The sequence below is a fragment of the Sphingomonas sp. genome (assembly GCF_042091075.1).
In the GTDB taxonomy this organism is placed as follows: Bacteria; Pseudomonadota; Alphaproteobacteria; order Sphingomonadales; family Sphingomonadaceae; genus Sphingomonas.
Genome location: NZ_JBELIE010000053.1, coordinates 1 through 19,373, shown reverse-complemented (window position 1 = coordinate 19,373; position 19,373 = coordinate 1). Strand labels below are relative to the sequence as shown.

Sequence of the window (19,373 nt, the reverse complement as noted above, 5' to 3'; positions counted from 1 at the left end):
GGTGCCGCGCACCGAAGCCGCGTCCCCGACCAGCACGCCGGGCGCGCCGCTGGTGAAGACGAATATCGCGTCGGACGTGCGCGCGTTGCCGTCACCTTCGGCGGCCTGCAGATAGAAGCCGTTGCTGTCGACCGCGGTGACGATCCCGGTGGTCGCCACCGTCTGCCCCGTATAGGCCGAGCGATGCCCCTCGCCCTGGATCTGGCCGATCGACAGAGCGATCGGATCGTCGTTGGTGATCGTGCCCAGCGCATCGCCGCGCGTGATGGTGATATTGCCGACCGGGTTCGACAGGCTGAGCGACAGCGTCTCATTGCCCTCGCCCAGCGTATCGCCGCGCACCGGGACGGTGACGGTCGCGGTCCGTGCGCCCGCCGCAAAGGTCAGCGTCCCGCTCAACACGGCCCCCGCGCCCAGATCGGCGGCGTCGGCGGACCCGTCCAGATCCACCGCATAATCCACCGACGCGACGGTCCCCAGGCCCCCTGCGCGACGCACCGTGAAGACCAGATTGGTGACGCCGTTATCGCCCTCGATCACGCTGGCATCCGCCACCGTGATGCGCCCGGTGCCGGTGTCGGCGATGATCGACTGGCCGGGGTTGAGCGTCCCGAAACTGCTCGGCGCGCTGCCCTGCCAGGTGAAATCCTCGCCCGTCGCGCCCGAGCCGGCCAGCGCCAGCGAGTTGCCGATCGGATCGCTGCCACCCTCGCTGACGCCGATGTCGGTGCTGGTCATTCCCGCCGCCGGGGTGCCCGGTGCCGCGGTGAAGACGCCTTCATAGCTGAGCAGTTGGACGACCGTGCCATCGGGGGCGATCAGCGCGATACCGTCGGCCCCGCCGTTCTGCAGGCCGTTCGCCGCGAGGTTGAACACCACCGCGCCATAGCCCTGCCCTTCGTCGTCGATCGTGCCGCTGAGCGCGATCGAGGCATAGGTGGGGGCGGCATCGGGGGTGTTGCTGCCGTTATACAACACCAGCTTATACCCGCTGAGGTCGGTGCCGGAGACGCCCGCGATCTCGATCGCTTCACCGGTGTCGGTCCCGGCATTGTCGTAATGGATTTCGTTGATGAAGACATTGGCGGGCGGAGCCGGTGGGGCGGCATCGTCGTTCAGGATGCTGCCGGTCGCGACGCCATCGTCGATCGCCACCCCGCCGGTCGGGGCGGACAGGGTGACGGTGAAGGTTTCATCGCCCTCGAACGCGGTATCGCCCTGCACCGGGATGCGAATCTCCGCACTGGTCTGTCCGTCGGCGAAGGTGACGGTGCCGGTGCTGGCGAAGGTGCCGCCGAAATCGCTCGCATCCGCCTGGCCCGTGGGCAGCGTGATCGCATAGCTGGCCGATACCGCGCCGTCGCTCCCGCCGCTGCGGGTGACGGTGAACACCATGTCGCGCGTGCCGCTGTCGCCCTCCGTCACCGACGCATCCGCGATGGCAAGCGCGCCGGGGCGTACCGGCGCGGGGCCGCTGGCGGTGGTCGCCGTGATCGAGAAATTGTCGATCGCCAGGCCGTCGTCGGCGCCGCTGGCATCGGCATCGAGCCAGCGCACCCAGAAGGTGCCACCCGCGGCCACCGCCGTGTCCAGCGTGAAGCTGTGGCTGATGTCGGTATAAAGGCCGTCGCTATTGCCGTCGCGTGCGCCGGCCGAACCGGCGCTGCTGGGGGTGGAGAAATCCAGCGCGTCGATATCGGTCCAGGTGCCGGTCGTCAGGCTGGTGGCGTCGTAGCTGATCTGAAAGTTCAGCTTGTCGGCGCGGCCGGCCGTGCCCAGCCGCCATTCCTCGCCACGATAGGCGATGTTCAGCGCGGCGATGCTCGCCCCGGTATCGTTGGTGAACTGCGCGCCGAACGACGGCACGGTGCTGCTGCTAAGCAGCGACCCGAGCGCGCGATCAGTGCTGCCCGCCGCGCCGAAGCTATACGTGTCGCCGGTATTCGAAGAGCCGGTGCCGGCGGTATAGGCCCCGTTCGCGGCAGCGCCGCTGCCCCCCTCGTTCAGATACCAGCCGCCCGGCAGCGTCGTGGAGGCGCCGCTCGCCACCAGCGTATCGAACGTCTCCGACACCGCCGTGCCGCTCGACGTCAACGAGATCGAACCGCTACCCGCGCTACCCGCCATGATGATCCCCGTTATTCGATTTGCCGGCCCAGGGAATCGGGCCGCCCCCATCCGGTCTGGCTAGGGCGCGCGTATGACAGGTTAATGAATTGAAAATGATCGTAACACGGAGGCAATGATGGCGGCGCGGAGGCGGCGACTCGTCCGCGCCGGCGCCCTGTCATGCCGCGGCGTCGTTCATCCGCTCGCCGCAACGCTTGACCCAATCCTTGATCGCCTGATCCTCGGGCAGCATCTCGCTAAACCACAGGAATGGCGAGCTTACCAGCATATCGGCGGCGGAGAAGCGCTCACCCAGCAGCCACGGCCCCTTGCTCAGCGCGTCGGACAGGCGCGCGAACATCGTGTCGGTATCGCGCAGCCCGGCGGCGATCGCGGGATGGCTGACATTGGCCCATTTCAGGATGATCAGCGGCTCGATAACGCCCTGATAATAGGACAGCCATGACAGATACGCACCGCGCCCCGGCTCTCCGGCCAGCGGGCCCAGGCCGGCGGCAGTATATTTGTCCGTCAGGTAGAGCATGATCGCGCCGCGCTCCCGCACCGCGTCGTCACCGTCGGTCAGATACGGCACCTTGCCCTCCGGATGCGGATTGGCGGGATCGCGCTGGCCCGAGCCGTCCTGACGAGCGATCGTCACCTCACGCAGATCGACATCGGCAGACAGCATTCGCACCAATGCGACGACCGTGTCCGACCGCGACTGCGGCGAATAATAGAGCGTAGGCATCGTTTCTCTCCTTGCCTCGAATGAGGCGCTCCTTGTACCACCCCGCTCCTGACAATTCCGGGCAGCAGGAATGGCGCGATCCGACCGGCTGATGCGATTGCTGGACACGCTGCGGCGCTTGCCGAAGCCGGTGACGGCAGCACGCCTCGCCAGCGAAACGGAAGTGTCGGCACGTCAATTGTATCGCGACATCGCCACGTTGCGCGCAGGCGGCGTGCTGATCGACGGGACGGCGGGCTATGGCTACACGCTCATCGAGGACCCGGCACTGCCGCCGCAAAGCTTTTCGCGGCTGGAAATCGAGGCATTGATGCTCGCCGTCGCCAGCCTGGGCGATTTGGGCGATGCCGCGCTCACCGCCGCCGGACATAGCGCGCTGGCGCGGATCGTCGCCACCTTGCCCGACCGTCAGGCGCGACAGGCGGCTCATGCGACGATGCGAGCATGGCGCCCGGTGGAACCGCGCGCGCCGATCACGATCGATCTGAATCTGCTGCGCACGGCCTGCTGGGATGAGACCAGCGTCCGCATCGGCTATCGCGATGCCAGGGGGCAGCGTAGCGAGCGCGAGATACTGCCGCTTGGGCTGTCATACAGCCCGCGCACGCTGATGCTGGTGGCGTGGTGCCTGCTACGCGAGGCGTTCCGTACCTTCGAGGTGCCACGGATCGAGACGCTGGTGATCGGCGATACCAGCTTTCGTCCGCGTCGCGTGCAGTTGCTGCGGGACTATGTCGTCCTGCGCACCGCCGAGTGGAAGCAGCGTGATCAACCGTCCCCGGGGGATGCCGCCACACGGGATACCAAATGCCCCGTTGACCGCGTAATAGAGCGCCTTTCCTGACAGAGCCGCTCCACGATGCGGCACGGAAGGATCCACCGCCCCGCGCCCGGCGGCGTCAGTTCGCCGCATTCCGCGTTGCCGTCGCGCCGCCGGGCATGGCAAGACCCGGTTGGTGGGAGCGAAGCCGCACATCCTGATCGACGCCGACGCCTGCCCGGTAAAGGGGGAGGTGTACCGCGTCGCCTATCGCCTGACGATCCCGACGACCGTGGTGAGCAATACGCCCATCCGCGTTCCGGCGCACCCGATGATCACGCGCGTGGTCGTGTCGGACGCCTTCGACGCCGCCGATGACTGGATTGCCGAGCGGGCGCATGCATTGTCGGTGGTGATCACGGCGGACATTCTGCTTGCCGATCGCTGCCTGAAGGCGGGCGCGACCGTGATCGCCCCCAACGGCAAGCCCTTCACGAGCAGCTCGATCGGCAATGCCGTCGCGGTGCGCGCGATCATGAGCGATCTGCGCGCGGGCGGGGACCGCATCGGCGGCCCCCCACCCTTCGCGAAGGAAGATCGCTCGCGTTTCCTGTCGGCGCTGGACAATGCCTTACAGGCGCTGATCCGCCGATCGCCCTGACCGGCCTTCCGCGCGGTTCGGCACCCCGCGAGCCAGCCATCCTGTAAGGCTCAGCCGGGCGGGCAGACCGCGTTGAGCGCGGCACGCTGGTAGCGCCATTCCGCCGAGCGCGGCGTGCCGGCGACCACGCCATCGATACGGCCCACCAATCGATCACCGTCGCGCCGATACGACACGCGCTGCGGAAAATCATGCGCACGATTCTCGAACACGACGCTGTTCCTGGTGATCGACACCGCCGTGAACGCAGCGGGCTGCTGCCCCTTCGGGCTGGCGTGGAACACGATACCGTCAGCGGTGCGGTCGATCCGGGAGAATTCCCAACTTACCCGGCCGTCCCGTACCGATTTGCTGATACCCAGGAGGACGCCGCCGCGATCATCGGTCCAGGTCTCCGCTGTCTCACCGCGCGGGCCGCATGCGAGCCAATGCCCCGCGAGCCACGACAGGTCGGCCAGTTGCCATACCGGCGCCGCCCCGGTCGCCCCCAGCGCCATCGTACACGCGATGCCGCGGCACGACGCCCGAAAGATGCCCATCCCGCGCAACCGGACCATCGCGATCGTCTCCGTGCCACCCATCAGGTGGGGCGGAACATCGGCCGATGCGGGGGTCGATGCAAGCGCCGGACGCCCATCCTGCCCCACCCGCCCTGCCCCACCCGCCCTGCCCGTCCCGCGCCGCCCGAATAGTCGCGCCCCAGGCCCCGGCTCCGCCAGGAGTTGTGTTATATAGTTTACAATGTGTCATTCATGCCATAGGGCGGGCCACTGATATCCGAAGAGGTCTGCATGCCGACTGCCACATCCGCCACCGTCTCCCTGTTCGACCCGATCACCCTCGGCACACTGACGCTGCCGAACCGCATCATCATGGCGCCGATGACCCGCGCACGCGGCACGCGCGACCATCTGCCGACCGCGATGATGGTCGATTATTATACACAGCGCGCCGGCGCCGGGCTCATCGTCAGCGAGGCGATCGGCATCACCCAACAGGGGCTCGGCTGGCCCTACGCCACGGGTCTGTGGTCGCCGGAGCAGATCGAAGGGTGGCGCCGCGTCACCGATGGCGTGCACGGCGCGGGAGGGCGGATCATCGCGCAGCTCTGGCACATGGGGCGCGTCGTTCATTCCCAATTCCTTGGCGGCGAGGCGCCAGTGGCGCCCTCGGCGATCGCCGCGCCCGGCGAGGCGCATCTATATGATGGCAAGGCGCCCTATGAAACGCCCCGCGCGCTCGACATCGAAGGCGTGGCGCAGATCGTCGCGGATCATGCGCAGGCCGCGCGCAACGCCATCGCCGCCGGATTCGACGGCGTGCAGATCCATGCGGCGAACGGCTATCTGATCGACCAATTCCTTCGCGACGGCAGCAATCATCGCGACGATCGCTACGGCGGCAGCATCGCCAATCGTATCCGCTTCCTGTGCGAGGTCACGCAGGCCGTGGCCGACGCCATCGGGGCGGGCCGGGTGGGCGTGCGCCTGTCCCCGAACGGGCAGCTGGCCGGGGTGGTCGACAGCCAGTCCCTCGATCTGTTCGCGGCTGCGGTCGCGGCACTGTCACGCATCGGTATCGCGCATCTCGAGCTGCGCGAACCGCCGCTATGGGGCACGTTCGGCGTGGGGGACACCGCGCCGCTCGCGCCGCAATTGCGGGGGCTGTTCGATGGGCCGGTGATCCTCAACGCCGACTTCGATCCCGAACGCGCCACCGCGGAACTGGCGGCGGGCGTCGGCGATGCGGTGGCGTTCGGGCGCTGGTTCATCGCCAATCCCGATCTGCCGAAGCGTATCCGGCGGGGTTCCCCGCTGGCCGTGTCGGACCCTGCGACATGGTTCACGCAAGGGCGCGAGGGCTATCTCGACTACCCCACCCAGGCCTGACGCTCGACCACAACAGGATCCGGCGATGACGACCATCGAACCGACACCCGAAGGCTTATGGTATCGCCCGGCGGCGCGGCCGGCCGGCGCGGCGTTCCTGCTGCTGCACGAGGCGCCGGGCGTGACGGACAATATCCGTCGCCGCTGCGCCCGGCTGGCCGCGCTGGGCCATATCGCCTTCGCCCCCCATCTGCACGGCACCGACCGCTATCTGGCAGGGCCGGAGGCGCAGGCGGCGGTAGCGGCGTGGCAGGCCGATCCGCTAGCGATGCGGCGCCGCGTCGGCGACTGCGTCGACATCCTGGTACGCGGATCCGGGTTGCCGCCCGGGCGTGTCATCATCCTCGGCTATTGCTTCGGTGGCCTGGCGGCGATCGAATTCGCGCGAGGCGGTGGCGCGGTGGCGGCGATCGCCAGTTTTCACGGGCTGCTGCAAACGATCCGCCCCGCCGAGGCGGGTGCGATGCGCACGCCGCTGCTCGTCTGCACCGGCGGACGCGACCCGCTGGTACCACCGGCGGAGGTGGGCCGGTTCCATGCCGAAATGGCGGCCGCGCAGGCGGACTGGCGCATGATCGTCTATGGCGACGCCTATCACAGCTTCACCAACGAGGATGCGGCGTCATTCGGCAATCCGGGCATGCGATATCATCCGCTGGCCGACGGTCACGCCTGGGACGAGGCGATGGCGCTGGCGGCGCAATCCTTGCGCTGATGCGGTGCCGGCGGGGCCAATGCCCGAACGGCACCGTATCAGATCGGCCAGCGCCCCAGCGCTTTCACTAACCCGGCGGCATCAGAAGCGAACCCGGAAGTCGGCTCCGATCCTGCGCGGGGTCAGAACGCTCTGGGCATAGTAACGCTCGATCACTCCGGTGCGTGTCTGATTGTACGAGCCGAGATCGTTGGTGATCGAGGTGATCGCATATTTGTCGAAGATATTATCGGCGAAGACGCCGATATCGAACCTGTCGGTCCGATAGGTCAGCGCGGCGCGATGCGTGACATAGCCGGGGATCACCTCACCATTGCCCCGCAGGCCGACGCGCGAATAGATATCCCCGATATAGGTCGTCGCCCAGTTCGCCTCGATCGAGGCACCATTGTCGAGCGGCTGGGTATAGGTGACCTGTCCGCTGGCAGTATGTTTCGCCGAACCCGGCAGGCGATCACCGGCAAAGGCGTCGACCGTCTGCCCCTGCGTGACGACGATCCCCGGCGCATCCCCCGTCAACTTCGCGTCGACATAGGAATAGGTTCCCTGCAGCGTAAGCCGTGGGATGACACGCAACAATGCGCTGACGTCGAACCCCTGCGACCGCGCGTTATTGCCGTTGACGGTAATGCCGACCGCGCCATTGACCGTCTGGCTTGGCACCTGAATGCCCTTCCAATCGATGTGGAACGCCGAAGCGGTCAGCTGCAGACGTCGCTGGAACAGTGCCGCGCGCACCCCGATTTCCGCATTACGGGTTTTGTCCGGGCTATAGAACAGCTCGTTGGGCAGCGCACAAACATTCTGCACGCTCGTGTTCAGCGGCAGGATACATGGCGCGACACGATTGACGTTGCCCGTGCGATAGCCGGTACTATACGTACCGTAGACCAACAAATCGTCGCTGAACTTGTATGACGTATTCGCCTTCCACACCGTGCCATTCGCGCTGGTCTCGCCGCTCTTGATTCGTTGCGGCGCGAACACCACCAACGGATAGGGCGTGTATTTACTGAACAAGGGCGTATCGGTGCCGCCCTCCGCAAACGCGGAATATTCGAAATAGCGCAGGCCGCCAGTTACTTGCCAGGCATCGGTGATATGCAGCGTGCCCTCGCCATAGATCGCCTTTTCCTTGGTGCGGGTGTTGACGAACGACATATATTCGAGATTGTCGGGCCGGTAGATCCCGGCGAATTCCGGATAACCTGGCACGTATTCGCGATACTGCGACCGATTGCGCAAATTGTTGTAGAAACCGCCGATCACCCAGCTGAACGGTCCACCATGCGTGGATACCACCCGCACCTCGCCGTTGAACTGGCGATATTGGTTGGTCGACTGATTGTAAGAGGAAAACGCCGGAAAGGCTTCGTAGCCATAGTCCAGGTCAAGCAACAGGTCGGTGTTGTCGTATTGCGAGCGAATCGTCTGGTTGGTCAGCGCCGCCGTGGCGACCACTTCGGCGAACCCCAGGCCGATGTTGAATTCTGCGGCGTACAGGTCCGCCTTGCGGTTGACCGGTTCCAGATAGCGCCACGGCGCCTCATACGGCCCGGTTCCCAATACCCCCGCGCCGGTCGCCTGCCGCCCATTCGTCGACGTTTCCTGATGCGCATAGGTCAGGTACAATTTCAGATCGGCATTGGCCTGCAGCAGCAATTGGTTGCGCGTCGTGAACGTCACTTCATCATTGGCATCGTTGCGACGATAGAAATTCGCCGCGCGATCCGCCGCGCTGCCGAACGATCCCTGCGCCGCGCTGGTGCCACGCACCGGCTGTGGATCCGAGACGCCGGGCGTCTTCAGCAGATAGGGATAGTCGATGAAGCCGGGATTGTTGTAATAGCCCACCGTCGTCCGGAACGCGATGTGATCTTCCACGATCGGCAAGTTCAGCGCGCCGTCGCCGTTGATGCCGGGATTGCCGCTGTGCGCCACACCGAATGCGCGCACGTGATAGTCGAGCGAGATCTTGTCGGTCGTCGGACGATTGGGGATGTAGCGGATCGCCCCCGACAACGTGCCCAAGCCATAGAGCGTACCCTGCGGCCCTTGCAGCACCTCGACCCGCGCCATGTCGATCAGCTTGAAATCGAGGTAGAGCGGCACTTCACCCAGATAGACGCCGAGCGCGCTCTGATAATTCGATCCGTTGCCGGTATCGGCGGAGGAGATACCGCGCAGGATGATGTTGCCCGTCGACTGTGGCCCCGTATCCGTCACCGTCAGCCCCGGCGTGAAGGCCGCCAGCGAGCGGATGTCGTCGAGCCGCTGACGCGACAATTGTTCGGCACCGATCGCGCTGATGTTGATCGGCGCGTCCTGCAGCGTGGTTTCCCGACGGGTCGCGGTGACGATGATCTCGTCCCCCTCCTCGCCGGCGGAACGTTGGGCCGGCGCATCCTGCGCATGGGCCGGGATCGCGCCGACACCGCACAGGAAAGTAGCGCTCAGCAATATTGTTCGAAACGAATGTCCAGCCACGTCGACCCCCTTGCTCAACAGCCTGTCGTCGTCGGCTCCTCTCCCCTCGCAGGCGCGCGGTTCGAGCCGGCGTCCCGTTTCTCCCTGCGGTGCGACGTTATCGTCGTCACGATGGCGAACCGTGTTCGACGCGGGGAATGCGCCAGGACCAGAGGGATCGATGACGTGGGTCATCGTCTCGCAAACCGCTCTCTCGAGCGGCCCGCGACATCGGTCGCTGACACATATTCACTCGTGTCGACGCCGGCGATTCGCCGGTGTGTCGGCCCACCTGCCGCCCCGCTTGAACGGGGTCGACCCACGCTACGGTATGGATATTACCAACATCGTCAAGCGTAATATTTTCGGTGCCGTTTCGGACTCAACGTAATAACAAGGCGCCGAAATTCCTGTTTTTCGTCCCCGCCGGGCGACCGTCCGGACACCGCCAGGCGTTATTACCCTTTTTTTGGTCCGTAATATTTTTTGGTGGACAGAAGTTTGCATCGTGGTGATGCTGCACTGCGAAAGGGGACCGACTCATGCGGAAGATGATCGGCACGTTGGCTGGAACGGCGGGCAGGACGGCGGCGATCGCCGCGGCGCTATTCCTGGCATCCTGTTCGTCGGGATCGAAAGGTCCTCCCCCGCCCCGGCATGACTTTACTATCGGCTGGTCGATCTACGCCGGCTGGATGCCCTGGCCCTATGCCCAGCAGGCCGGAATCGTGAAGAAATGGTCCGACAAATACGGCATCAAGATCAACATCGTGCAGGTCAACGACTATGTCGAGTCAGTGAATCAGTACAACGCCGGAAAGTTCGACGGCGTCACGGTAACAAATATGGACGCGCTGACGATCCCCGCCGCCGGCGGCAAGGATACCAGCGCAATCATCGTCGGCGACTATTCGAACGGCAACGACGGAATCTTACTGAAAGGTGCGGATACGCTGGCGGCGATTCGCGGTCGGCAGGTCTATCTGGTCGAATTGTCGGTGTCGCACTATCTGCTCGCGCGCGGCCTCGACACGATCGGGATGAAACCCAGCGACGTGCGCACGGTCAACACCTCGGACGCGGATATCGTCGGCGCCTTCGCCAGCCCCGACGTCACCGCGGCCGTGGCGTGGAACCCGCAATTGTCGGTGATGAAGGCACAGCCCGGCGTGAAGCAGGTGTTCAGTTCCGCCAGCATTCCCGGCGAAATCCTCGACCTGTTGGTGGTGGACACCGCGACGCTGAAGGCGAACCCCAATCTGGGCAAGGCGCTGACCGGGATCTGGTACGAAACCGTCGCGCTGATGAAGCGTCCCGATGCGCAAGGACAGGCTGCGCGCGCCGCAATGGCGAAACTGGCCGGCACCGACGCGGCGACATTCGAGCAGCAACTGGCCACGACCCATCTCTACGATGACCCCGCGGCGGCGGTCGCCGCGACCGACGCACCCGCGCTCGTGACGACGATGACGCGCGTGCGCGATTTCAGCTTCTCGCGCGGGCTGTTCAAGGGTGCGGCCTCCGCCGACGCGGTCGGCATCGCCTTCCCCGGTCAGCGCACGCTGGGCGACGCGGGACATATCACGCTGCGCTTCGACGACAGCTACATGAAGCTCGCCGCCGGCAAGAAGCTGTGAACGCGGCCGTCATGCCCCTTTCCGCCACCCCGGTCGTCGCCTGACGATGCGCTGGGTCAATCGCCACGTGCGACGGAGCAATCGCTTCGCGCTGGGCGCGCTGCCGGTGCTGGTGCTGGTGCTGCTCTATCTGGTCGTGGCGGCGCAGCGCCACGCGGTGGATCCGAACGACAAGATCCTGCCTCTGCCCGACGCGATGGTGCGCGCGATCGCGACGTTGATATCCCAGCCCGATCCCCTCTCCGGGCGATTGATCTTCTGGGCCGATACGCTCGCCAGCCTGCAGCGGCTCGGGCTGGGCCTGGGGATCGCCACCGCGGCCGCCTTGCTCGTGGGGCTGGTGCTGGGCGTTCTGCCGCCCGTGCGCGCAACCTTCGGCCCGCTGGTGACGGGAATCGCGGTGATCCCGCCGATCGCGCTGCTGCCGATGCTGTTTATCGCACTGGGGCTGGGAGAGACCGCGAAGGTGGCGCTGATCGTGATCGGCATCACGCCGGTGATGGTGCGTGATATCGCCGCACATGTGGCCGCGCTGCCGCGCGAACAAATCCTGAAGGCGCAGACACTTGGCGCTTCCAGCTGGCAGATCATGATCCGCGTCGCACTGCCGCAGGCCCTGCCTCGCCTGTTCCACGCGCTGCGACTGTCGCTCGGTCCCGCCTGGGTGTTCCTGATCTCGGCGGAGGCGATCGCCGCCGATGTAGGGCTCGGCTACCGTATCTTCCTGGTGCGCCGTTACCTCGCGATGGACGTCATCATCCCCTATGTCGCGTGGATCGCGCTGCTGGCGATCGTGATGGACAGCGCCTTGACGCTGCTCAGCGAGCGGCTGTTCCCCTGGGCGCATGGCGGCGCGCGATGAGCACGATCCTGAGCCTGCGCGACATATGGGTCGAATATGGCGACAAGATCGTCCTGGAGCGCGTCAATCTCGATATTGCGGCGGGATCCTTCGTATCGATCATCGGGCCGTCAGGTGCCGGCAAGAGCAGCCTGTTGCGGCTTGTGCTGGGCCAGGAGGCGCCGACACGCGGGCGCCTGCTGCTCGACGATCAGCCACTGACCCCCGAATGCGGCCCCGATCGCGGCGTCGTTTTCCAGCGTTACTCGGTGTTTCCGCACCTGTCGGTACTGCGCAACACCGTTTTCGGGCTGGAATGCGCGCAGGCCCCGTTGACCGCCCGGCTGTTCGGCGCGCGTCGCCGCGCGGCCGAGCAGGAGGCGATCGCGATGCTGGAGGCGGTCGGCCTGGGCGACAGCCTGCACCTGATGCCGGCGCAGATGTCAGGCGGGATGCAGCAGCGGCTGGCGATCGCGCAGGCGCTCATCAAGCGTCCCCGTATCTTGTTGCTCGACGAGCCGTTCGGGGCGCTCGATCCCGGCATCCGCGCCGATATGCACGCGCTGATCACCCGGCTTTGGCGTGACTACCAGCTCACGATCATCATGGTGACGCACGACCTGCGCGAAGCCTTTTCGCTGGGTACCCGCGTGCTGGCGCTCGACAAGCGCCGTCACGACCCCCACGCGCCGCACCGCTTCGGGGCGACGGCGGTATACGATCTGCCGATCACCCGCCGCCCGCCGCTGACGGGCGACGAACCCGAGAAGGCACCGAATATTATTACGATTGACGATTTAGGTAATAATTGGGAGGGTCAGGCATGACCACCGATTCCACGACGCTCGCACGGCTGAGCATGAGCCTGCCCGCCGAACTGTTCCGCCAGCTGGACGTGATGGTGGAAGAACGCGACCTGCCGTCGCGTTCGCGGCTGATCGCCGAACTGATCCGCCATGCGCTCGCCGAACACGAAGCGTTCACTCATCCCGACAAGATGCTCGCGGGGACGATCACGCTGGTCTATCGCGGCGATCGCGGCCGGGTGCGGCATCAGCTCGCGCAGATGCAGGCCGATTATCTCAAGGAGGTGATCTCCTCCCAGCATGTCTTCCTGGAGGACGATCAGTCGCTCGAGGTACTGCTGGTCCAAGGCCCGTCGGTGCGGCTGAAATCGCTGTGCGACGCGCTGCGCCGGGTCCGCGGGGTACAGCAGCTGCAGCTCGTGACGACCACCTCGCTGCTGCCGCCACTGCATGAGCAGGAAGGCAATAGGGCCGGCGACAATCAGGGAGCCGCCGCATGAGCACCGCCCTCGCCAATCCCCATGCCGCGCGCGACCATGCCCGCGCGATGGCGGGCACCGTCGTGGATGCGATGCCGGTGCTGCCGCCGCGCGCGGACGATCTGCCACCGAGCGTGGATCCCGCCGATCTGGTGTGGGAGGAAACGATCGCGGCCGGCGGCTATGCTACTCGCCGGCTGGCACGTGGCACGCGACTGCGGCTGATCGACGTGCACGGCGACGCCTGCGCCGCAATGCTGGTGTTCAACGCCGATATGCCGACCGAACGGCTCAACGTCGCCGATACCGTGAAGGTACAGTGGAACGCCTATCTGGGCGCGGGAAAGCTGCTGCTGTCGGACATGGGACGCGTCCTGATGAGCATCGTCGCCGATGACGCGCAGACCCACGACACGTTTTGCGGCCCGTCGACCGCTGCCAGCAACGCCGCGCGATATGGCGATGGCGCGAACAGCGGCACGTATCCCAATGCGCGTGACCGCTTCCTGCTGGGTGTCGCCAAACACGGGCTGGGGCGCCGCGACGTCCATCCGTGCGTGACGCTGTTCAAGGGCACCCGGATCGAGGCGGACGGCGCGGTCACCCCACAGGTGGGGCCATTCGCGGCGGGCCGCCACGTCGAGCTGCGCGCGGAGATGAATGTGATCGTCGTCCTCGCCAATTGCCCGCACGTGCTGGATCCCCGGCCATCGTGGAGCGTCACGCCGTTGCGCGCGACCGCTTGGCGCGGCGCGATCGCGGGCCAGGACGATCCGATCCGCACCGCGACGCCGGAGGGCGCGCGCGCCTTCGCGAACGTCGACGATTATTTCCGTTTTTAAAGGGGAGCATCGCGCGATGAGCGTCGATCCGCATCTGTCCGGGCTGCCCGGGCGCATCGTCCACGATGTCGTCGTCCCCGCCCGCGCGCCATGGCTGCACCATGTCGACGCGGGGCAAACCCTGCGCATCGTCGATCTGGAAGGAAATCAGGCGGTCGACTTCCTGCTCTATGCCGCCGCCGACGACGCGGAACGCTATAGCGCGCAAGACACGATCGCGGCGCAGGGCAATCTGTTTCTGCGCCAGGGCACCGTACTGCGCTCCAACGAGGGGCGCGCGATGATGACGATCACTGCCAGCGCGATCGCCTATCACGATACGATCGGCGGGGCCTGTTCGTGTGAATCCAATACGTTGCGCTATGGTCATCACACCAAGGCGCAGCACGCCTGTGTCGAGAACTTCCTTGAGGCGAATCTGCTCGAAGGGCGCGGCAAGCGTGACATCGTGTCCAATATCAACTTCTTCATGAACGTGCCGGTGGAGCCGGACGGCGCGCTGGGCATCGTCGATGGCATGTCGGCGCCGGGGCTGACGGTCGATCTTCGCGCGGAAATGGACGTGATCGTCGTCGTGTCGAATTGTCCGCAGATCAACAATCCCTGCAATGGCTTTGACCCCACCCCCGTGCGCATGATCGTCGCGGCATGACGGTGCGCACCGTCCTGATCGCCAATCGCGGTGCGATCGCGACCCGGATCATCCGCACGCTCCGGCGGATGGGGCTTCGTTCCGTCGCGGTCTATTCGGAGGCCGACGAAGGATCGCTGCACGTCGCAGAAGCCGATGAGGCAATATGTATCGGCCCGGCGCGGCCAGCCGACAGCTACCTCAACATCGCCGCGATCCTCGATGCGGCGGCGGCGACGGGGGCGGACGCGATCCATCCGGGTTATGGCTTTCTGGCCGAGAACGTCGAATTCGCCGAAGCGTGCGCCGCGGCCGGCGTGATCTTCATCGGGCCGACCCCGGACAATATCCGCACCTTCGGGCTGAAGCACAGCGCGCGCGCACTGGCGGCAGCGCATAATGTGCCGCTCGCCCCGGGTACCGACCTGTTGACCGATGCGGACGAGGCCGCGGCCGCCGCGGCCGGGATCGGCTTCCCGGTCATCCTGAAGGCGACTGCGGGCGGCGGTGGCATCGGCATGCGCGTGTGCGAGGACGAGGATGCCGTGCGCGACAGCTTCGCCGCGGTCGCGCGTCAGGGCCTGGGTAGTTTCGGCGACGCCGGCGTTTTCCTCGAACGCTATGTCCGGCGGGCGCGTCATATCGAGGTACAGATTTTCGGCGACGGCGACGGTCGCATCGTCGCGCTCGGCGAACGCGATTGTTCGCTGCAACGCCGCAACCAGAAGGTGGTGGAGGAGGCGCCCGCCCCCTTGCTGCCAGCGCACGTCCGGTCCGCGCTGTTCGATGCGGCGATCCGGCTCGGCGCGGCGGCGCGCTATCGCTCCGCCGGGACGGTCGAGTTCCTCTACGACGCCGAGCGCGAGGACTTCTTCTTCCTCGAAATGAATACCCGCTTGCAGGTCGAACATGGCGTCACCGAAGAGGTGATGCGCATCGACCTGGTCGAGTGGATGATCCGGGGCGGTGCGGGTGATTTCTCGTTCCTCGATACCGCGCCCGCCGAGCCGAGCGGCCACGCCGTGCAGGTCAGGCTGTATGCCGAGGATCCCGCCCTGGATTACCGGCCCACCTCGGGAACGTTGACCGCGGTGACCTTCCCGGCGGACGCGCGGGTCGAAACCTGGTGCATGGCCGGCAGCGAGGTCAGCGCATGGTATGATCCGATGCTGGCGAAGCTGATCGTCCACGCCCCCACCCGCGCGGCGGCGGTCGCCGCGATGCAGGCGGCACTGGACGCCACCCGGATCGACGGGATCGAGACGAACGTGCGCTGGTTGCGCGATGTCGTGCGCGCGCCGGCCTTCACCAGCGGCGAGGTATCGACCCGCGCCCTGGCCGATATCGCCTATCACCCGCGCGCCTTCCGCGTCGTCAGTGGTGGGACCGCGACGACGGTGCAGGACTGGCCGGGGCGGCAGGCAATGTGGGCGGTCGGCGTGCCCCCGTCGGGCCCGTTCGACGATCAGTCCTTCCGGCTGGGTAACCGTCTGCTGGGCAATGACGAGGGCACCGCCGGCCTGGAAGTCACGATGACCGGGCCGACGCTGGCCTTCGCCGCGCCGACCCGGATATGCCTGACGGGTGCGGATTTCGGTGCGAGGCTCGACGGCCAGGCGGTGCCGCGCGGGGTGGCGGTCGATGTGGCGGCGGGGCAGACGCTCGCGCTGGGGCGTGCCACCGCGGGCGGCATGCGCGGCTATATCCTGTTCGCCGGGGGGCTGGACATAGCGCCGTATCTCGGCAGCCGCAGCACGTTCGAGCTGGGGCAGTTCGGTGGCCATGCCGCGCGCCGACTGCTGGCAGGCGACACGCTCCACTTCGGAGATGCCCCGGTCGGACGCGCGCTGGCCGACGCGCCCCTGCCCCCGCTGTCGAACGAATGGGCGCTGCGCGTCCTGTACGGCCCGCACGGCGCACCCGATTTCTTCACCGACGACGATATTGCCACGATCGTCGCGGCCGAATGGCAGGTGCATTACAACAGTAACCGCACCGGGGTGCGGCTGGTCGGGCCGAAACCGCATTGGGCGCGCGCGGACGGTGGCGAGGCGGGGCTTCACCCGTCGAACATCCACGACAATCCCTATGCGATCGGCGCGGTCGATTTTACCGGCGACATGCCGATCATCCTGGGCCCCGACGGCCCGTCGCTGGGCGGTTTCGTGTGCCCGTTCGTGGTCATCGCGGCGGATCGCTGGAAGATCGGCCAACTGATGCCGGGCGATCGCCTGCGGTTCGTGCCCGTCAACATCGACGATGCGACGATGGCGGATACGCTGCAGCAGCGCTTCCTTGCGCGCGGCATGCCGGCGGAGGCGGCACCGGCCCGGCCGATCGCGACATTGTCACCGATCCTGGCGGACCTGCCGGCGAAGGCCGGACGCCCGCGCACCGTCTATCGGCAACAGGGCGATCGCAACATCCTGGTTGAATATGGCCCGATCGTGCTCGACCTGGAACTGCGCATCAGGGTGCATGCGCTGATGACCGAGCTGGAGCGGATGGCGCCGGACGGCATCGTCGACGTGGTTCCCGGTATCCGTTCGCTGCAGGTGCATGTCGACGGCCGCGCGCTGGATCAGCGCGCCGCGCTCACCCTGTTGATCGAGGCGGAGGACCGGCTGGGCGATCTGGCGGACTTCACCATCCCCTCGCGCATCGTGCATATGCCACTCAGCTGGCGGGATCCGGCGACGATAGAGACGATCGAGAAATACATCGGCGCGGTGCGCGACGATGCGCCATGGTGCCCCGATAATATCGAGTTCATCCGTCGCATCAACGGCCTGCCCGATGCGGCGGCGGTGGAGTCGGTGGTCTTCGACGCCAATTACCTCGTCATGGGGCTGGGCGACGTCTATCTCGGTGCGCCGGTGGCGACCCCGATCGACCCGCGTCATCGCCTCGTCACCACCAAATACAATCCCGCCCGCACCTGGACCCCGCCCAATGTCGTCGGGATCGGCGGCGCCTATATGTGCATCTACGGCATGGAAGGGCCGGGCGGCTACCAGCTGTTCGGTCGCACGGTGCAGGTGTGGAACACCTATCGCCAGACCGCCGCCTTTATCGAGGGGAAGCCGTGGCTGCTGCGCTTCTTCGACCAGATCCGCTTCTATCCGGTCAGCGCCGTTGAGTTGGCCGCCTGGCGCCGTGACGTGCCGAGCGGGCGGCGATCGGTGCGGATCGAACCCTCCGAATTCCGACTTGCCGACTATCGCGCCTTCCTGGCCGAACATGCCGCCGACATCGCCGCGTTCGAGGCGCGGCGCCGCGCGGCGTTCGATGCCGAACGGGCGGACTGGCAGCGGCGCGGCGAATTCGACCGTGTCGCCGATCTGACCGCCGAGGACGCGCCATCCGCTGCCGCGATCGACGTGCCTGACGGTGCCGAGGTGATCGAGGCGCCATTCGGCGGCAGCGTGTGGAAGTTGCTCGTCGCCGCCGGGGACCGGGTGGAAGCGGGTGAAACGATCGCGGTAATCGAGGCGATGAAAATGGAATGCCCGGTGGAAAGCCCCAGCGCCGGCACGGTGGCGGCGCTTTACATCGAGGAGCGGCAGCCGTTGCAACCCGGGTCGCCGCTGCTCGCGCTGCGAGCACACGCATGATGGCGCTCGAACGATGGCAGGTCGCATCGCTCGCCGCCGCGGTGACGAACGGGACGACCAGCGCCGAAGCCGTGGCGAGGGACGTGCTCGGCCGGCTGACCCGCTACGATGCGATCCAGCCGCAACTGTGGATCAGCCGCGTCGCGCCCGACGCGCTGCTCGATGCCGCCTGCGCGATCGATGCCCGGCTCGCCGCCGGCGAAACGCTGCCGCTCGCGGGCGTGCCCTTCGCGGTGAAGGACAATATCGACGTCGCCGGGCTGGACACCACCGCCGCCTGCCCCGCCTTCAGCTATCGGCCCGATCGATCCGCGACGGTGGTCGAGCGGCTGCTCGCGGCCGGCGCGCTTTGTGTCGGCAAGACCAATCTCGACCAGTTCGCCACCGGGCTGGTCGGCACGCGCAGCCCCTATGGCATCCCGCGCAACGCCTATCACCGCGACTATGTCAGCGGCGGGTCAAGCTCGGGATCGGCGGTGGCGGTCGCGGCGGGGCTGGTCGCCTTCGCGCTTGGCACGGACACCGCCGGATCGGGCCGCGTGCCGGCCGCGTTCAACCATCTGATCGGGCTGAAACCGACCAAGGGACGCTGGAGCACGCGCGGGCTGGTCCCCGCCTGCCGCACGCTCGACTGTATCACGGTGTTCACCAACGATACCGCGGGCGCTCGGCTGATCGACACCGTACTTGCGGATTTCGATCCGGCCGATCCCTTCTCCAAGCCATTGGCGCACTGCGCCATGACGGTGTCGCGCATCGGCGTGCCACGCCGCGATCAGCGGCAATGGTTCGGCGACGCGGCATCGGCCCGGCTTTACGATCGCGCGATCGACGCTCTGGCGGCGAGCGCGACGATCGTCGAGATCAACATCACCCCGTTCCAGGAGGCGGCGCAACTGCTGTATGGTGGCCCCTGGGTGGCGGAGCGTACCGCCGCGATCGAGGCGTTACTGCAACGCGCACCTGACGCGATCGACCCCAACGTCCGCGCGATCGTCGCGCCCGGCGCGGCAATCGATGCGGTCACCCTGTTCCGCGGCCAATATCGCCTCGCCGAACTGAAACGCGCGGCCGACCTGTTGTTCGACGAAATCGATGCGCTCGCCTTTCCGACGGCGGGCACCACGTATCGCGTGCGCGAGGTGCAGGCAGCACCGATCGCGTTGAACAGC

General features: G+C 66.6%; 16 protein-coding genes. 12 read left to right on the top strand and 4 right to left on the bottom strand.

Annotated features, from left to right (window positions below; all coding sequences use genetic code 11):
* Both ACFDSW_RS07420 and ACFDSW_RS07415 read right to left on the bottom strand, forming a co-directional pair.
* On the bottom strand, positions 1–2,127 hold a 2,127-nt coding region (locus tag ACFDSW_RS07420), incomplete at its 3' end, for a Calx-beta domain-containing protein (RefSeq protein ID WP_375249644.1).
* Positions 2,128–2,287: 160 nt separating this feature from the next.
* The gene (locus ACFDSW_RS07415) at positions 2,288–2,860 is read right to left on the bottom strand and encodes a glutathione S-transferase family protein (protein WP_375249643.1); all 573 of its coding nucleotides are present in this window, start codon (positions 2,858–2,860) and stop codon (positions 2,288–2,290) included.
* 91 nt (positions 2,861–2,951) lie between these two features.
* On the opposite strand from ACFDSW_RS07415, the gene ACFDSW_RS07410 reads away from it, so the two are divergent.
* Both ACFDSW_RS07410 and ACFDSW_RS07405 read left to right on the top strand, forming a co-directional pair.
* Positions 2,952–3,704: a helix-turn-helix transcriptional regulator gene (locus ACFDSW_RS07410; protein WP_375249642.1), complete on the top strand. Its 753-nt coding sequence runs from the start codon at positions 2,952–2,954 to the stop codon at positions 3,702–3,704.
* A 112-nt stretch (positions 3,705–3,816) separates the two neighbouring features.
* On the top strand, positions 3,817–4,281 hold the full coding sequence (locus tag ACFDSW_RS07405) for a YaiI/YqxD family protein (protein WP_375249641.1): 465 nt from the start codon (positions 3,817–3,819) through the stop codon (positions 4,279–4,281).
* Positions 4,282–4,331: 50 nt separating this feature from the next.
* On the opposite strand, the gene ACFDSW_RS07400 is transcribed toward ACFDSW_RS07405, so the two are convergent.
* The gene (locus ACFDSW_RS07400) at positions 4,332–4,862 is read right to left on the bottom strand and encodes a DUF6265 family protein (protein ID WP_375249640.1); all 531 of its coding nucleotides are present in this window, start codon (positions 4,860–4,862) and stop codon (positions 4,332–4,334) included.
* Positions 4,863–5,072: 210 nt separating this feature from the next.
* Between ACFDSW_RS07400 and ACFDSW_RS07395 the strand changes: the two genes are divergently transcribed.
* Both ACFDSW_RS07395 and ACFDSW_RS07390 read left to right on the top strand, forming a co-directional pair.
* Positions 5,073–6,170, top strand: a complete 1,098-nt coding sequence (locus tag ACFDSW_RS07395; protein ID WP_375249639.1) for an alkene reductase — start codon at positions 5,073–5,075, stop codon at positions 6,168–6,170.
* Between the two features lie 25 nt (positions 6,171–6,195).
* Positions 6,196–6,885: a dienelactone hydrolase family protein gene (locus ACFDSW_RS07390; protein WP_375249638.1), complete on the top strand. Its 690-nt coding sequence runs from the start codon at positions 6,196–6,198 to the stop codon at positions 6,883–6,885.
* An 81-nt stretch (positions 6,886–6,966) separates the two neighbouring features.
* Here the strand turns inward: ACFDSW_RS07390 and ACFDSW_RS07385 are convergent, their stop codons facing one another.
* Positions 6,967–9,345 carry a TonB-dependent receptor gene (locus tag ACFDSW_RS07385; protein ID WP_375249637.1) on the bottom strand — a complete coding sequence of 793 codons (2,379 nt, stop codon included), beginning with the start codon at positions 9,343–9,345 and terminating at the stop codon, positions 6,967–6,969.
* 557 nt (positions 9,346–9,902) lie between these two features.
* Between ACFDSW_RS07385 and ACFDSW_RS07380 the strand changes: the two genes are divergently transcribed.
* The 8 genes from ACFDSW_RS07380 to ACFDSW_RS07345 all read left to right on the top strand — a co-directional run.
* A complete protein-coding gene (locus ACFDSW_RS07380) occupies positions 9,903–10,988 on the top strand; it encodes a putative urea ABC transporter substrate-binding protein (protein WP_375249645.1) in 1,086 nt (361 codons plus the stop codon).
* A gap of 46 nt (positions 10,989–11,034) precedes the next feature.
* On the top strand, positions 11,035–11,850 hold the full coding sequence (locus ACFDSW_RS07375; RefSeq protein ID WP_375249636.1) for an ABC transporter permease: 816 nt from the start codon (positions 11,035–11,037) through the stop codon (positions 11,848–11,850).
* Positions 11,847–12,656 carry an ABC transporter ATP-binding protein gene (locus tag ACFDSW_RS07370; RefSeq protein WP_375249635.1) on the top strand — a complete coding sequence of 270 codons (810 nt, stop codon included), beginning with the start codon at positions 11,847–11,849 and terminating at the stop codon, positions 12,654–12,656. Before ACFDSW_RS07375 ends, ACFDSW_RS07370 begins: the two co-directional genes overlap by 4 nt.
* The gene (locus ACFDSW_RS07365) at positions 12,653–13,135 is read left to right on the top strand and encodes a CopG family ribbon-helix-helix protein (protein WP_375249634.1); all 483 of its coding nucleotides are present in this window, start codon (positions 12,653–12,655) and stop codon (positions 13,133–13,135) included. The genes ACFDSW_RS07370 and ACFDSW_RS07365 overlap by 4 nt, the downstream gene beginning before the upstream one ends.
* On the top strand, positions 13,132–13,956 hold the full coding sequence (locus tag ACFDSW_RS07360) for an urea amidolyase associated protein UAAP1 (RefSeq protein ID WP_375249633.1): 825 nt from the start codon (positions 13,132–13,134) through the stop codon (positions 13,954–13,956). Before ACFDSW_RS07365 ends, ACFDSW_RS07360 begins: the two co-directional genes overlap by 4 nt.
* 16 nt (positions 13,957–13,972) lie before the next feature.
* Positions 13,973–14,608 (top strand): urea amidolyase associated protein UAAP2, encoded by a 636-nt coding sequence (locus ACFDSW_RS07355; protein WP_375249632.1) that lies wholly within the window; start codon positions 13,973–13,975, stop codon positions 14,606–14,608.
* A complete protein-coding gene (uca, locus tag ACFDSW_RS07350) occupies positions 14,605–18,201 on the top strand; it encodes an urea carboxylase (RefSeq protein ID WP_375249631.1) in 3,597 nt (1,198 codons plus the stop codon). Before ACFDSW_RS07355 ends, uca begins: the two co-directional genes overlap by 4 nt.
* Positions 18,198–19,373 (top strand): allophanate hydrolase (locus ACFDSW_RS07345; RefSeq protein WP_375249630.1); only part of this gene is annotated, 1,176 nt, incomplete at its 3' end. The genes uca and ACFDSW_RS07345, both read left to right, overlap by 4 nt.

Coding starts and splice junctions, on each gene's coding strand:
- ACFDSW_RS07415 (WP_375249643.1), bottom strand. CDS start 2,860: ATGCCTACGCTCTATTATTCGCCGCAGTCGCGGTCGGACACGGTCGTC.
- ACFDSW_RS07410 (WP_375249642.1), top strand. CDS start 2,952: ATGCGATTGCTGGACACGCTGCGGCGCTTGCCGAAGCCGGTGACGGCA.
- ACFDSW_RS07400 (WP_375249640.1), bottom strand. CDS start 4,862: ATGGGTGGCACGGAGACGATCGCGATGGTCCGGTTGCGCGGGATGGGC.
- ACFDSW_RS07395 (WP_375249639.1), top strand. CDS start 5,073: ATGCCGACTGCCACATCCGCCACCGTCTCCCTGTTCGACCCGATCACC.
- ACFDSW_RS07390 (WP_375249638.1), top strand. CDS start 6,196: ATGACGACCATCGAACCGACACCCGAAGGCTTATGGTATCGCCCGGCG.
- ACFDSW_RS07380 (WP_375249645.1), top strand. CDS start 9,903: ATGATCGGCACGTTGGCTGGAACGGCGGGCAGGACGGCGGCGATCGCC.
- ACFDSW_RS07375 (WP_375249636.1), top strand. CDS start 11,035: ATGCGCTGGGTCAATCGCCACGTGCGACGGAGCAATCGCTTCGCGCTG.
- ACFDSW_RS07370 (WP_375249635.1), top strand. CDS start 11,847: ATGAGCACGATCCTGAGCCTGCGCGACATATGGGTCGAATATGGCGAC.
- ACFDSW_RS07365 (WP_375249634.1), top strand. CDS start 12,653: ATGACCACCGATTCCACGACGCTCGCACGGCTGAGCATGAGCCTGCCC.
- ACFDSW_RS07360 (WP_375249633.1), top strand. CDS start 13,132: ATGAGCACCGCCCTCGCCAATCCCCATGCCGCGCGCGACCATGCCCGC.
- ACFDSW_RS07355 (WP_375249632.1), top strand. CDS start 13,973: ATGAGCGTCGATCCGCATCTGTCCGGGCTGCCCGGGCGCATCGTCCAC.
- uca (WP_375249631.1), top strand. CDS start 14,605: ATGACGGTGCGCACCGTCCTGATCGCCAATCGCGGTGCGATCGCGACC.